Source organism: Polaribacter sp. (genome assembly GCF_051251875.1).
Classification (GTDB): Bacteria; Bacteroidota; Bacteroidia; order Flavobacteriales; family Flavobacteriaceae; genus Polaribacter.
This window is the reverse complement of sequence record NZ_JBPOGL010000033.1, coordinates 1-15,389: the sequence shown is the minus strand read 5'-3', so window position 1 is coordinate 15,389 and position 15,389 is coordinate 1. Positions and strand designations below refer to the sequence as shown.

Annotated in this window: 12 protein-coding genes; 5 read left to right on the top strand and 7 right to left on the bottom strand. The window is 31.5% G+C overall.

The features are described from left to right. From nrfD to ACSHW5_RS13590, 3 genes are all read right to left on the bottom strand, one after another. Positions 1 to 1,452, bottom strand: a complete 1,452-nt coding sequence (gene nrfD / locus ACSHW5_RS13600; RefSeq protein ID WP_435676690.1) for an NrfD/PsrC family molybdoenzyme membrane anchor subunit — start codon at positions 1,450 to 1,452, stop codon at positions 1 to 3. 101 nt (positions 1,453 to 1,553) lie between these two features. Continuing rightward, entirely contained in the window at positions 1,554 to 4,616 is a 3,063-nt protein-coding gene (locus ACSHW5_RS13595) for a TAT-variant-translocated molybdopterin oxidoreductase (RefSeq protein ID WP_435676689.1), read from the bottom strand. Between the two features lie 73 nt (positions 4,617 to 4,689). Continuing rightward, positions 4,690 to 5,991 (bottom strand): cytochrome c3 family protein, encoded by a 1,302-nt coding sequence (locus ACSHW5_RS13590; protein WP_435676688.1) that lies wholly within the window; start codon positions 5,989 to 5,991, stop codon positions 4,690 to 4,692. Positions 5,992 to 6,187: 196 nt separating this feature from the next. On the opposite strand from ACSHW5_RS13590, the gene ACSHW5_RS13585 reads away from it, so the two are divergent. Continuing rightward, a complete protein-coding gene (locus ACSHW5_RS13585; RefSeq protein WP_435676687.1) occupies positions 6,188 to 6,559 on the top strand; it encodes an SPOR domain-containing protein in 372 nt (123 codons plus the stop codon). A 112-nt stretch (positions 6,560 to 6,671) separates the two neighbouring features. Here the strand turns inward: ACSHW5_RS13585 and infB are convergent, their stop codons facing one another. Genes infB through rimP form a run of 3 tightly spaced genes read right to left on the bottom strand, consistent with a single transcriptional unit; the run spans position 6,672 to position 11,380 of the window. Beyond that, positions 6,672 to 9,590, bottom strand: coding sequence for a translation initiation factor IF-2 (infB, locus tag ACSHW5_RS13580; RefSeq protein ID WP_435676686.1), 2,919 nt, complete (start codon positions 9,588 to 9,590; stop codon positions 6,672 to 6,674). 59 nt (positions 9,591 to 9,649) lie between these two features. Beyond that, positions 9,650 to 10,906 (bottom strand): transcription termination factor NusA, encoded by a 1,257-nt coding sequence (gene nusA, locus ACSHW5_RS13575; RefSeq protein ID WP_435676685.1) that lies wholly within the window; start codon positions 10,904 to 10,906, stop codon positions 9,650 to 9,652. Positions 10,907 to 10,918: 12 nt separating this feature from the next. Continuing rightward, positions 10,919 to 11,380 (bottom strand): ribosome assembly cofactor RimP, encoded by a 462-nt coding sequence (gene rimP, locus ACSHW5_RS13570; RefSeq protein ID WP_435676684.1) that lies wholly within the window; start codon positions 11,378 to 11,380, stop codon positions 10,919 to 10,921. 341 nt (positions 11,381 to 11,721) lie between these two features. Here rimP and ACSHW5_RS13565 point away from each other — a divergent pair, with 341 nt between their 5' ends. The 3 genes from ACSHW5_RS13565 (at position 11,722) to ACSHW5_RS13555 (ending at position 14,300) form a co-directional block, all read left to right on the top strand. Continuing rightward, the gene (locus tag ACSHW5_RS13565) at positions 11,722 to 12,549 is read left to right on the top strand and encodes a universal stress protein (protein ID WP_435676683.1); all 828 of its coding nucleotides are present in this window, start codon (positions 11,722 to 11,724) and stop codon (positions 12,547 to 12,549) included. A gap of 148 nt (positions 12,550 to 12,697) precedes the next feature. Then, the gene (locus ACSHW5_RS13560; RefSeq protein ID WP_435676682.1) at positions 12,698 to 13,921 is read left to right on the top strand and encodes a metallophosphoesterase; all 1,224 of its coding nucleotides are present in this window, start codon (positions 12,698 to 12,700) and stop codon (positions 13,919 to 13,921) included. An 85-nt stretch (positions 13,922 to 14,006) separates the two neighbouring features. After that, on the top strand, positions 14,007 to 14,300 hold the full coding sequence (locus ACSHW5_RS13555) for a thioredoxin family protein (RefSeq protein WP_435676681.1): 294 nt from the start codon (positions 14,007 to 14,009) through the stop codon (positions 14,298 to 14,300). Positions 14,301 to 14,483: 183 nt separating this feature from the next. On the opposite strand, the gene ACSHW5_RS13550 is transcribed toward ACSHW5_RS13555, so the two are convergent. Continuing rightward, a complete protein-coding gene (locus ACSHW5_RS13550; protein WP_435676680.1) occupies positions 14,484 to 14,867 on the bottom strand; it encodes a hypothetical protein in 384 nt (127 codons plus the stop codon). Between the two features lie 156 nt (positions 14,868 to 15,023). Between ACSHW5_RS13550 and ACSHW5_RS13545 the strand changes: the two genes are divergently transcribed. Continuing rightward, complete coding sequence (locus ACSHW5_RS13545; protein ID WP_435676679.1) at positions 15,024 to 15,230, top strand: hypothetical protein; 207 nt, start codon at positions 15,024 to 15,026, stop codon at positions 15,228 to 15,230. Positions 15,231 to 15,389 lie beyond the last annotated feature (159 nt).

The window sequence follows — 15,389 nt, the reverse complement described above, 5'->3', positions numbered from 1 at the left end:
TTATTCTTTATCTTTTTTATCAGAGTTAACTACTCTTGGTTTTGCTTCTATCGGTCCTGTAGCATCTTTACCATCTCTTCTTTTCTTATAAAATTCTCCCGAAGATTTTAAAATGGTTTTTACTTCCGCTTGCGCAATTACTGGAAATGTTCTTGCATATAATAAGAATAATACAAAGAAAAAACCAATAGTTCCTATAAATATACCTACATCTACAAATGTTGGTTCAAAACGCCACCATGTAGATGGTAAATGACCTTTACTTAATACAATTGCAATAATATCAAAACGCTCAAACCACATTCCTATATTAATAAATATTGAAATAATGAAAGACCATATAAAGCTTCTTCTTATTTTCTTAAACCATAATATCTGAGGTGTTAGAATATTAAAGAATAATAAAGAGTAGAATGCCCATGCATAAGGTCCTGTTGCAGCACCTACAGATAAATATGTATAATATTCATAAGGAGATCCTGTATACCAAGCAATAAAAAATTCAGTTGCATATGCTACAGCTACAATTCCACCTGTTAAGATAATTACTATGTTCATATATTCTACGTGCAAACGTGTAATATAATCTTCTAAATTAGTAACCTTTCTCATAATACCTAATAAGGTTTGTACCATTGCAAATCCTGAAAAGATAGCTCCAGCTACGAAATAAGGAGGAAAAATTGTTGAGTGCCAACCTGGGTTAATAGAAGTAGCAAAGTCCATTGATACAATTGTATGTACAGAAAGTACTAATGGTGTTGCCAAACCAGCAAGAACCAAAGAAACTTCTTCAAAACGTTGCCAATCTTTTGCTCTACCAGACCAACCAAATGATAGTAAAGCATATATTTTCTTTTGGAAAGGTTTTACTGCTCTATCTCTAATCATTGCAAAATCTGGTAATAAACCTGTCCACCAGAAAACCAATGATACAGATAAATACGTTGAAATTGCAAAAACATCCCATAATAATGGTGAGTTAAAGTTTACCCATAACGAACCAAACTGATTCGGCATTGGTAATACCCAATACCCATTCCATGGACGTCCCATGTGAATAATAGGAAACAATCCTGCTTGAAAAACGGCAAAGATGGTCATTGCTTCTGCAGAACGGTTAATTGCCATTCTCCATTTTTGACGGAATAATAAAAGTACCGCCGAAATTAATGTTCCTGCGTGACCAATACCTACCCACCATACAAAGTTGGTAATATCCCAAGCCCATCCAATGTTCTTGTTCAATCCCCAGACACCAATACCTGTTCCTACCGTGTAGAAAATACATCCAAATCCCCAAAGCATTGCTGCCAAAGAAATATAAAATGCAATGTACCAGTTTTTATTTGCAGCACCTTCTATAGGTCTTGCAATGTCTTCGGTAATATCGTGGTAACTTTTATCACCTAATACTAAAGGTTCCCTTATGGGTGCTTCGTAATGAGACATATTTATATAATTACTTAGTTTTTAATCTTTATATTCTTAAACTTTCAATGAATTAAAATTACAAAGCCTTACAACCTTGAACTTTAAAATTTGAATCCTTTTTATGCTTCGTTTGTATTCTTAACTTTAACTTGATAGATTACATTCGGTTTTGTCTGTAAATAATCTAACACGCCATAAGCTCTTTTATCTTCTACCAATGCAGCTATTTTGTCTTTCTTGTTGTTTATATCTCCAAAGACCATGGCTCCTGTAGTACATGCTGATGAACATGCTGTTTCAAACTCATCTGTATCAACTGCTCTTCCTTCTTTCTTTGCTTTTAAAATTGTTGCTTGTGTCATTTGAATACACATAGAACATTTTTCCATAACACCTCTAGATCGAACTACAACATCTGGGTTTAACACCATTTTACCATATTCGTTATTCATGTTGAAGTCAAACTCGTTATTATTTGAATAATTAAACCAGTTAAAACGACGAACTCTATATGGACAGTTGTTTGCACAATATCTTGTACCCACACATCTGTTATATGCCATTTGATTTTGACCTTGACGACCATGTGATGTTGCCGCAACCGGACAAACAGTCTCACAAGGAGCATGATTACAGTGCTGACACATCATCGGTTGAAAAGTAACTTCAGGATTTTCAGCTTCAGTTTCTAACGCTTCGTAAGTTGCTGCTCTACTTAATCCTAATTCTTTTGCTTCTTCTCTTGTTTCTACCTCAGAAGAGTAATATCTATCAATACGCAACCAATGCATATCTCTACCAACTCTTACTTCTTTTTTACCTACAACTGGTACATTATTTTCTGCATGACAAGCAATAACACAAGCACCACAACCTGTACAAGAAGTTAAATCTATAGATAAATTAAAATGATGACCAACTTCTCTGTTGTGTTCATCCCAAATATTAATAGAATTTGCTTCTACCTCTTGATGATCATAAGAAACCTTAGAAGGAACATTCCATCCATTTTTATGATCTTTAGGATCTACAGTATTATAATCTTTTAAAGAAGCTACTTTTAAAATATCATGACGACCAGCAATTGTTTTCTGTACTTGTGTACAAGCAAACTCATGTGTTCCTGATACTTTTTCTATAGCAACTCCGTATTGAATATTATTACCGTTAGCATATAATGGGTATGCATTTACACCCACTTGCATCTCTTCTTTTAATCCAAAAGTTTTTCCGTAACCTAATGATAAACCAACAGACCCTTTTGCCTGACCTGGTTGCACCATTACAGGAACAACTACAGCAACACCATTTACAGTTACTTTGGCATAATCACCATTAATAGCTCCATTATCTTTAACAGGATTTGAAAAACCTAATTCTCTGGCATCCGAAATAGACATCATTAAATAGTTATCCCAAGAAGCTCTTGTAATAGGATCTGGAAATTCTTGTAACCAAGGATTGTTTGCTTGCTTACCGTCTCCTAAACCAGTTTTAGTATATAAATTTAATTCAAAACCAGAAGATTTTTTAGCTGAACTTGCTAATTGATTAGCAACATCAGTTATTACAACTTCAGAAACAAAATCATTTTCATCTTCAACAATTTCTACATTATTGAAACCATTATGTAATGCTTTGTTCCAAGAAGTACCATATAAATAGTTGGTTACAGCAAAATCTTTTAAATATTGGTAGTAATTTTTTGTTTCTCCAGACCATTTTAATAATACGTCTTGTACTTGACGCGTATTAAATAATGGCTGTATAGTTGGCTGCATTAAACCGTACGTTATTTCATCGAACAGAGTATCACCCCAAGATTCTAAGAAATGTGGCGTTGGTAATGCATAATTAGAGGCATTTACTGTTGCATTGTTCTCTGTTGATAATGCTACTGATAATTCTAATTTTTTTAATCCTTCAGAAAAATCTGATGAATTAGATAATGAATATATAGGATCTACATTGTAAGAAATCAATCCTGCAACTTTACCTGCTTTCATATCTGAAACTAATTGAGCAATTTCTACATCATTTCCTTTACGGATATTTAATGTATTTACAGTATCAATAATTTCACTATTTAATGCTTTGTTAATTTCCAAAGAAATTAACTGAGCGTTAACGTCATTCAATCCTGTTAACACAACACCTTTAGAACCAGCTTTTTTTAGTTCTACTGCCATCTTCTTTACATCTGCATCAACAGCTGTAGCTTTAGAAGCAACATTAGCACCAGTAATAGCGTTGTATAAATTTAACAAAGCAAACACCTGATCAGATGGTTTTACAACCACTCTTTTATCAGAATTTGCACCCGTTAAAGACATGTTACTTTCAAACTGAACATGGTAAGACATGTGTCCTGTTTCTGGTTTTCTACCAGCAATAAATTCTTTTTCAAATCCTCCATGGAAATCTCCAAGGAAATCAGCACCAAAAGAAACAATTGTTTTTGCTTTGTCTAAATGATAATTTGGTAAAACACGTTTACCATACATGGCCATAAAAGCATCCGCCGCTCCAGATTCTGAAACTGCATCATAAACTACATGTTTTACATTTGGATAAGCGGCAATAAAACCTTCAATAATTTTATCTGTTGATGGACTTGCCATTGAACCGGTTAATAAAACAACAGGTTTGCCTGCTTCCTTTAACGTGTTAAGTTTGGCAATTATTTGAGCATCCGCATCATCCCAAGTTAAAAAAGACTCTGTATCCTGAGGTTCTTTTAAACGTAATTTTTCATCATATAAAGATAAAACTGCGGCTTGTACTCTTGCGCTTGTTGTTCCGTTTGCTTCCTTATTAGGCATTATTTGAATCGGACGACCTTCACGTGTTTTAACCAACACATTTGCAAAATCATATCCATCTGCCATAGAAGTTGCATACCAATCTGCAACACCTGCAATAATATCATTAGGCTTTACAACAAAAGGAATAGACTTTCTTACAGGTCCTTCACATGCAGCCAATGACGCTGCAGCTGTAGTGAATCCAACATATTTTAAGAAGTCTCTTCGAGACGTAGAAGAATTCTCTAATGTTTCTTTATCACCTAAAAACTTATCTGTAGGAATTTCTTCTACAAATTCATTTTTACTTAACGTTTCAACAATAGAACTTCCTTTAAGTTCCTCAACACTTTTCCAGTATTTTTTGTTTGAAGCCATTTATATTTAGTTATTAGTTTTTTAGTTATTAGATTTTAGCTTTCACCAAAATCAAACTATCTTTCTTCTTTAATTAATAGTGACATTTGCCACACTCTTTACCCCCTAATTGCGCAATTGTAACTTGCTCTACATTGAACTTTTTAGCCAATTCTTCATGAACTTTGGCATAGTATTCATTTCCTTTAAGGTTTACTTTTGTTTCTTTATGACAATCTATACACCAACCCATTGTTAACGGAGAATACTGATGTAATTCTTCCATTTCTTCAACTGGTCCATGACATTTCTGACATTTTAACCCAGCAACCGTAACGTGTTGCGAGTGATTGTAATATACAAAATCTGGTAAATTATGAACTCTAACCCATTTAATAGGTTTTGTTTCTCCTGTAAATTCTAAATTATCAGCATCCCAACCTGCAGCTTTGTAAACTTTAGCAATTTCTAAATCTAACTCAGCTTTACCAAGTGTATATCCGTCCATTTCTACAACAGTTTCTTCTGCAACTTCAGAAATATTCTTATGACAATTCATACAAACATTTACTGATGGAATACCAGAAGTTTTACTATGTTTTGCAGATGAGTGACAATATTCACAATCTATTTTATTATCTCCTGCATGTATTTTATGAGAGAATGCTATTGGCTGAATTGGTTGATACCCTTCATCTACACCTACTTTAAATAAGGTTCCAAAAACTACATAAGCACCCATTAACAGTAAAAAGATAGTAGCCAACACCTTTAAAAAAGTATTGTTTTTTAAACCAATCCAAAGTTCTTGTAAATCTCTTTTTATATTAGACTTATCTTCTGGCTTGTTATTCCCTTTTAATTCGCTTACTTGTTTTAACAAACTTGCTATCATTAAAAAAGCAACAATTATTGCACCAGCTAATATATATATTAACCAACCTGGAGCGCCAGCAGAAGAAGCATTAGAAGTAGCATTGTCCGCTACAACTTCTTTCTTTTTTAACTCACCTACAGTTGTATAATATAAAATATCATCTATATTTTCATCTGATAATTGAGGAAAGGCTGTCATTGCAGCTCCTTTATACTCATCAAAAATTGCGTTAGCTTCTGAATCTCCAGATGCTCTTAACTCTGCATTGTTCTTAATCCAAGATTTTAACCATGCATTTTCTCTTTTAGATTCGATACCACCTAAGGCAGGTCCAACTAATTTTTTATCCAACTTATGACAAGAAGCACATAAAGATTTAAATAATTTCTTTCCCTCTTTTTGACGCGCTTCATCTACATCTTGTGAATAAGAAGAAATGCTAAATGCAAAAAACAAAAGAATTGTAAAACTCTTTATAACTACTGAAGTAAGTCTAATGTGTAGTGCTACACTTTTCATATTTACAAACTATTATTTTAGTAATGTGTATAAATTCGTCTAAAAAACGTTTTTTTAAACAGTTTGACAAAAGTACTATTTATTGCCATATTTCAAAACGCTAAAGGAATGTTAAATTTAATTTATAACAATTCTAAATAACAAAATTATTCAATATATTCTGAAACAAGTTGTTACTTTTGTACAAAGTTAAATTATGATGAAAAATAAATTGTTTTTGACAATTATTACAATGGTGTTTTGTACCAGTGTTACCTCTATTTCAGCTCAAAACGGCACAAAAAGCAGTACTCAAATTAAAGAGTTAATTGCAAAGAAAAGAGCGTATAATAAAAAGAATGGGTTTGGATATCGCATTCAATTGTATAACGGAAACGAAAACAACGCAAGAAAGTATCAAGCTCTTTTTAGTGTAGAGTTTCCTGGAAACTATTCTAAACTGGTTTATAATGCTCCTGAATGGAAAGTGCATGTTGGCAATTATAAAACAAAACTAGAAGCGGATAAAGATATTATTCTCTTTAAGGATAAATTCTCTGGCATTATTGCTGTTCCGATGGGGAAATAATCAATTTAGCAGTAAACAGAATTATATTCTCCCACCTACTAAAAACAAGAACAACATAAAAAAAGCCGAAATTCATAAGAATTTCGGCTTTTACTATTTTATAAAGAAATGATTATTTCAATTTCTTTTTAACGGCAACTTCTTTGTAAGCTTCAATAACATCTCCTTCTACAATATCATTGTAATTCTTAATTTGAAGTCCACAATCATAACCTTTAGCTACTTCTTTTACATCGTCTTTAAAACGTTTTAAAGATGATAAGACACCGTCATGAACCACAATTCCGTCTCTAATAATTCTAATTTTAGAATCTCTAAAGATTTTACCAGACATTACCATACAACCAGCAATATTTCCAACTTTAGAAATTTTATAAACTTCTCTAATTTCAACATTACCACTTACTTCTTCTTTCATCACTGGAGAAAGCATTCCTTCCATGGCATCTTTCAAGTCATTAATAGCATCATAAATAATAGAATATGTTCTAATATCTACTTCTTCCTTATCTGCTATTACTCTTGCATTTCCTTGCGGACGAACGTTAAATCCTACTATAATTGCATCTGAAGCTGTTGCTAATAATACATCACTTTCTGTAATTGCTCCTACTCCTTTATGTAAAATATTTACTTGAATTTCTTCTGTAGATAATTTTTGGAATGAATTTGTTAATGCTTCTACAGAACCATCTACATCTCCTTTTAAGATAATGTTTAATTCTTTAAAGTCACCCAACGCAATTCTACGACCAATTTCATCCAACGTTAATGTTTTCTGAGTTCTTACAGATTGCTCACGTTGTAATTGCGAACGTTTGGTTGCAATTTGTTTTGCTTCTCTTTCGTCATCAAAAACAACAAACTTATCTCCTGCTTGTGGCGCTCCATCTAACCCTAATATTGAGATTGGTGTTGATGGTTTTGCTATTTTTACTTTCTTGCCTTTATCATCAAACATAGCTTTTACTTTACCACTATGTTTACCTGCTAATAAGTAATCTCCAATTTTTAAAGTTCCAGCTTGTACTAAAATAGTGGTTACATACCCTCTACCTTTATCTAATTGAGCCTCTACTACGGTACCAACAGCATTTTTATCAGGATTTGCTTTTAATTCTAAAATTTCTGCTTCTAATAATACTTTTTCTAATAATTCTGGAATTCCTTCTCCTGTTTTAGCAGAAATATCTTGCGATTGAATGCTTCCTCCCCATTCTTCAATTAATAAATTCATTGAAGATAATTGAGTTTTCACATTATCCGGATTCGCGTTTGGCTTATCAATTTTATTAATAGCAAATATGATTGGTACTCCTGCAGCTTGTGCATGAGAAATAGCCTCTTTTGTTTGTGGCATTACATCATCATCAGCAGCAACAACAATAATTACTAAATCTGTTACTTGTGCCCCACGTGCACGCATTGCCGTAAAGGCTTCGTGACCAGGAGTATCTAAAAATGCAATCTTTTGATCTCCAACTTTTACAGAATACGCTCCAATATGTTGTGTAATTCCTCCGCTTTCACCTTCAATTACATTTGCTTTTCTTATGTAATCTAGTAGCGATGTTTTACCATGATCTACGTGACCCATTACCGTAATAATTGGCGCACGTGTTTCTAAATCTTCTGGTTTATCTTCTACCTCTTCAATAGCTTCTTCAACCTCAGCCCCAACAAATTCTACTTTATGATTAAATTCTTCTGCAACAATAACTAATGTTTCTGCATCTAAACGCTGATTCATTGTTACCATTAAACCTAAAGACATACAAGCAGAAATAATATTGGTTACAGGAACCTCCATCATTGTTGCCACTTCACTTACAGTAACAAATTCTGTTACCTTTAAGATTTTGTTATCTAATGATTGTGCTTCTAGTTCTGCTTCAGATTGTTCTCTATGTGCATCTCTTTTGCTTCTACGGTATTTTGCTCCTTTACCTCTAGAAGATTTTCCTTGCAATTTCTCAAGAGTTTCTCTTACTTGCTTTTGAATATCTGCTTCTGTTGGTTCTTCTTTTTTAACTACAGCTGGTCTTTGGTTTCTACCACCTCTAAAACCAGGTCTATTGTTTCCTGGTCTAGCAGTTCCTGGCCTTGCAGCTCCTGGTCTACTTCTATTGCTGGTATTTCCTCCGGCCTTAGTAACAATACGCTTACGCTTCTTTTTGTCTGCGTTTGCATCTTTTTTAGGTTCTGGTTTCTTTTTCTTAGGTCTTTCAAATTGTTTTAAATCAATTTTTTTACCTGTGATTTTAGGACCGTCTAACTTTTTGTATTGCGTCTTGATAGTTTCTGCATTCTCTGCTGTTATTTCAACAGGTGCTTCCGCTTTTTTATTAGAAACTTGATTTGTTTCTTTTTTAACTAGCGGTTTTTTCTCATCAACTTTAGCCGTTTCTTTAACTGCTTTTTCTACTTTAGTTTCACTAACAACTTTATCTACTTTTTTAACGGTAGGTTCTGCTGCTTTTGGAACTTCTTTTTCAACTGAAGGTACTTCTTTAACTGGCTCAGTAATTTCCTTTTTCTCAGAAGCCTTAACTACTGGTGTAGTTTCTTTTTCTATAGAAGGTGTTACTGGCGTTTCAGCTACTTTTGTTACCTCTGGTTTTATTTCGATTGGTTTTTCTTCAACAGCTTTAACAACAGGTTTTTTATTTCCTAAATTGTCAATGTCAATTTTACCAACGGTTTTAAACGATAGTTTATCTGCTTTGGCTTTTAAAACTTCTTGTCGCTGAACTTCTTCTGCTCTTTTCTTTTCTAATTTAGCTTCAATTTCTAAACGAATTGCTTCTTTTTCTTTACGTTTTTCTTCACCAACTTCCTTAGACGCCGCTTTTTTGCTTGCATCTTTTTGGAAGCCGTCTAGTAAAACTTGATAGACATTACCAGGAATTTTAGTAGTAGGTCTAGATTCTATCTCATGACCTTTATCTGCTAAATATTCTACTGCTCTATCCAAAGAAATATTTAATTCCCTTAGTACTTTATTAAGCCTCATTGTTTTGCCTTCAGACATATATTATTTTTTAGCCTTTAATTTGTAAAAATATGGTTTTTACCTTACTTTCTTATTATTTATTCTTCGAATTCTTCTTTTAATATTCGTTGAACATCTAAGATCGTTTCTTCTTCTAAATCGGTTCTCTTCACCAATTCTGCCACGCTAGTTTCTAAAACACTTCTTGCGGTATCTAAACCAATATTTTTAAATTCTTTAATAATCCAATCTTCAATCTCGTCTCCAAACTCTGTTAACTCTACATCTTCTTCTTCTAAACCTTCTCTTTGAACGTCTATTTCATATCCTGTTAACTCACTTGCTAAACGTATATTTACACCACCTCTACCAATTGCTTTAGAAACTTCTTCTGGTTTTAAAAGTACTTTTACACGACCTTTTTTACCATTTCTTTCTTCTTCATACATTTCTATTTCCATAGAAGTCACTTTTGCAGGACTTAATGCTCTAGAAATATACAACTGTTCGTTTTTAGTATAGTTGATAACATCTATGTTTTCATTTCCTAATTCACGTACAATACCGTGAATTCTAGAACCTTTAACACCAACACAAGCACCTACAGGATCTATTCTATCATCATAAGAATCTACCGCCACTTTTGCTTTTTCTCCTGGTATTCTTGCCACACCTTCAACAGTAATTAAACCGTCAAAAACTTCTGGTATTTCTTGTTCAAACAATTTATTTAAGAAACTTGGCGATGTTCTAGATAAAATAATTGCAGGTTTATTACCTCTTAATTCTACCGTTTTAATAACACCTCTTACAGAATCTCCTTTTCTAAAAAAGTCTGATCTTATTTGTTCGCTTTTAGGCAATACTATTTCATTACCTTCATCATCTAATAAAATAATAGCATTATGTCTAATATGATGCACTTCTGCACTATACAATTCTCCTTCTAACTCTTTAAAGTGTTTAAAGATATTTGTACTATCATGTTCATATATTTTAGAAATTAAGTTCTGACGCAATGCCAAAATAGCTCTTCTTCCTAAATCTATTAATTTTACTTCTTCAGAAACATCTTCACCAATTTCAAAATCTGGCTCAATTTTTCTTGCTTCCGCCAATTCTATTTCTTCATTATCATCTTCAGAAAAACCATCTGCTACTACAACTCTATTTCTCCAAATCTCTAAATCTCCTTTATCTGGGTTTATAATGATATCAAAATTATCATCAGAACCAAATTTACGTTTTAAGGCAGCTCTAAATACTTCTTCTAAAATAGACATTAATGTAACTCTGTCTATACTTTTATTATCTTTAAATTCTGAAAACGAATCAATTAATGCTATATTCTCCATGCTATATTTTACTTAAAATACAATCTTCACTTTTGCTTCTTTAATATCCTTAAAATTTAATGTTACTGTTTTCTCTACAGTAACTTTTCCTTTCCCTATAGGTTTCGGTTCTCTGGCTTTCCATTGTAAAACAATATCAACATCATTTGCAGCTATAAGAGTTCCTTCAAATTCTTGTTCTGCCGTTTTTACTTTTAGTATTCTATTGATGTTCTTAATATACTGTCTCTTTAATTTTAATGGATGAGAAATATCTGGTGTAGAAACTTCTAGCGAAAAATCTTCTTCTTCTCTATCTAAACTGTTTTCTACATTTCTACTAATTCTAATGCATTCACTTAAAGGAACACCATTATCACCATCTACAGTTATCTGAATTTTATTATTTGTTGATATGTCTAAATCAACTAAATACAAAGACTCATTTAGTGCTAAAGCCTCGTCAATTAAATCTTTTACTTTGTTTTGATCCATCTTTAATCTTAGAATAAAATATAAAAAGAGGGGACTTTAAGTCCCCTTCATTCCTCCATTTTATTGTAAATTTCGGTGCAAATATAGTAAATGTTTATGATTTACCAAACAGACTTTCTTCAAAAATAATTAAGAACTCTTTAAGGACACAATAAAAATAGCTATTTAAAGTTAAATATAATTTACATATTTACAGTAAAGTAACTAAAAAATAGTGTGTAAACGCAACATTGGTCTACAATCTCAGATTACTTTTTTAAGTATTTGAACTTTAAGAATACTCTTTAATTCAATTATTTATTGTAACTTTAGATACAAGATAATTTAATTTCTTTTTACTTATGAAAAAAATTTTAGTTCCTATCGATTTTTCTAAACAATCTGAATACGCAACAAAAATGGCTGCAAAAATTGCCAAAAAATCTAACAGCGCTGTCTATTTATTGCACATGATAGAATTACCTACGGGTGTTGTAGACATGGGCTCTAGAAGCAACTTTAGCATTCCAGAAAGCATGTTGTACTTACGTAAAATTAGAGAACGCATTTTAGAGTATAAATCTAAATTTTTTCCTGAAGGTAGTGAAATTCATTACTCAATTAGATTTCAAGCCCCGTATGAAGGCATTCAGAAATATGCAGATAAAATAGATGCAGATTTAATTATTATGGGATCTAAAGGACATTCTGAATTTGAAGAAATACTTATTGGCTCTAATACAGAAAAAGTTGTTAGAACCTCTACAAGACCTGTAATTGTTATTAAAAAAGACGATGATAAATTTAAATTAAAAAACTTAGTTTTTGCCTCTAGTTTTAAAAGTGACAACAAAGTTGTTTTTGGAAAATTTTTAGATTTTGCCAATCAATTTAAAAGTAAAGTGCATTTATTAAAAGTAAATACGCCTTCTCGTTTTGAGAGCACAAAAAATGCAAAACAAAAGGTAAAAGATTTTATAGCAGAATATGAAATGCCTAAACATTCTATAAATGTTTATAGTGATACTTCTGTAGAAAAAGGAATTTTAAATTTTTCTAGAGAAATAAATGCAGACGTTATTGCCTTATGTACACATGGTAGAAGTGGTTTATCTCATTTATTTTCTGCAAGTGTAACCAAAAACTTATCTAAAAACGCTTTAAAACCCATGTTAACTATTAAAGTGTAAAAGTAAAACACAAGAATCAATAACTATTTTTAGGTTGGTTATTGATTCTTTCTTTAAAACTTTTCTTTTACTTTTTTTATGTTAAACTCTTCTAAAAATTAAAATAGTAAAGCCATAAATACCCTAAATTTGGAAAAAAATTAAATGTATGCCACGTTGGGTTTTTCCTCTCATTATACTTTCTGTCTTTATTATTATTCTAGAAATTTATACTTTTCAAGCCTTTAAAACCATTTCAAAAAATAAATTTGTCCGGTATTTTTCACTTTTTATAAGTCTTGCCGTTTATATAAATTTATTGTACATGGTTTTAAATTACTCTAGAAGTAACGGTCAAACCCCGTATTTTCAAATGACTGCTGGTATTGTACTTACCTTTCTAATTCCTAAATTAATTATTTTATTATTCTTGTTTGGAGAAGATATTTACAGATATGTTTTTAAACTGATTTCTGCAATTTCATCAAATGAAACAAAATACCTAGCCAGTAGAAGAAAATTTATTTCGCAATTGGCTTTAGGCTTGGCTTCCATTCCGTTTGCAGCCTTTATCTACGGTATAATTCAAGGAAAATACAATTACAAAGTCATAAAATACAGTTTAACCTTTAAAGATTTACCACCCGCTTTTGATGGCTATACAATTACACATATATCAGACATTCATTCTGGAAGTTTTACCAACAAAGAAAAAATTAAATATGGTGTTGATTTGATAAATGAACAAAAATCTGATCTCATGCTTTTTACCGGTGATATTGTAAATAATAAAGCTGATGAAATGGATATTTGGATTGATGTTTTTGACAAATTAGAAGCTAAAGAAGGTAAGTATTCTATTCTTGGAAATCATGATTATGGAGATTATATGGATTGGAAAAATCCACAAGATAAAATCAATAATTTTCAACAAGTAAAAGATATTCATCAAAAAATAGGTTTCGATTTATTGCTAGATGAACATCGTTATTTAGAAAAAGATGGACAAAAGATTGCTCTAATTGGTGTAGAAAACTGGGGAAAAGGATTTAATCAGGCAGGAGACTTACCAAAAGCAACTGCCAACATCAACCAAGAAGATTTTAAAATATTAATGTCTCACGATCCCAGTCATTGGGAATATAAAGTAAAAAATGACGATTTTAATTATCAGTTAACCTTAAGCGGTCACACACATGGATTACAAATGGGGATAGAAATTCCTGGTTGGATAAAATGGAGTCCGTCTAAATATGCATACAAACAATGGGCAGGTTTGTATGAAGAATTTGGAAGATACATCAACGTAAATAGAGGTTTTGGGTATCATGCCTTTCCCGGAAGAGTAGGAATTTGGCCAGAAATCACAGTAATTGAATTGAAAAAAGGTTGATAGTTAACATATTCAAATAGAATTCTTATATTTGTCTATAAACGATTTAATAATGTTGATGTTTTCCTTTTAAAGACTTTAATTTATGACAAAATTTGGCGAATTAATAAATGCAGACAAGCCTGTTCTTATCGATTTTTATGCAGATTGGAGTGAAGCAGAAAATAGTATTGGCACCTTAAGAGATGTAGCTGCTGCTTTAGGTGATAAAGCAAAGGTTATAAAAATTGATATTAAAAAGAATGAAACCTTAGCCGAAGCGTTGCGGGTAAAAGGAAATCCTACGTTTATGATTTACAAAAATGGCGAAATGAAATGGCGTCAAACCGGCGCACAAGATGCAAAAACCTTAATTGGGTTGATATTGCAATATTTGTAACGTTTCTAATTACTTTTAAAACTTTACCATCTTCTCTATAAATTAGAGCACCATCTTTACCTATTTTACTCATATATTACAAAATAAATAATACTATCGTAGAATTATGGCGATAGTTGGTAACCAAGATTTGAAAGATATTCTCTGATTTAATAATTTACAATAGCCAACATCATAAAAAATTCACTTTAAAATTTCCGAAATATTCGGTTTAAAATAATTTGGACCTTTTAAAACTTTACCATCTTCTCTATAAATAGGTGTACCATCTTCACCTAATTTACTCATATTACTACGTTGAATTTCATTAAAAACTTCTTCAATTTTTTCTTGCATTCCGTGTTCTATTATGGTGCCACATAAAATGTAAAGCATATCTCCTAAGGCATCAGCAACCTCAACCAAATCATTGTTTTCTGCTGCTTCTAAATACTCTTCATTTTCTTCTTTCATTAAGTTAAAACGTAGCAAGTTTCTATCTTTACCAATATCTGCTATTGGTTTTTTATTCATATTTAACTTAAAAGCGGTGTGAAACTCCGTAACTGCGGCTATTTTGTTTTTCATTTTTTTGAATTATAATTTTAAAGAAGTTCTTTTTTTAAGTTGTAATTTTGCAAAAGAAATTATTCTCTATTTTTTAAAAAGTCAATATATAGAAACTTTATGAAAAACAGAGCGTTATTCTAGCCTATTAATTCACAACTTATAAAGAATAAAAGCATGTTTTTAAACGCATATTTTACCACAGGTAGAATTATTTTTATGATCTTTTTTATTGTTTCTTTTATAGCATTAATGATTTATAGCTATAGAAAAGACATTAAAAATCATGAGCGTTATTATAAAAATACTGGTAAAAAGGTACTAATTTACGGAATCTTAGTGATTGCTATTTTTGTTGCCATTCGTATTTTAGCTGGAAATTAAAAAAAACCGACTCTTTTCAGAATCGGCTTTTCATTAAGTAATACTATTTAGATTATTCCTACATTTTAATTCTCTGAAACTAGAAAATTATAATGTTCCTCATGGTGGAATTTTAATTTTCTGAAACTTGAAAATTATAATGTTCCTCATGGTGGAATT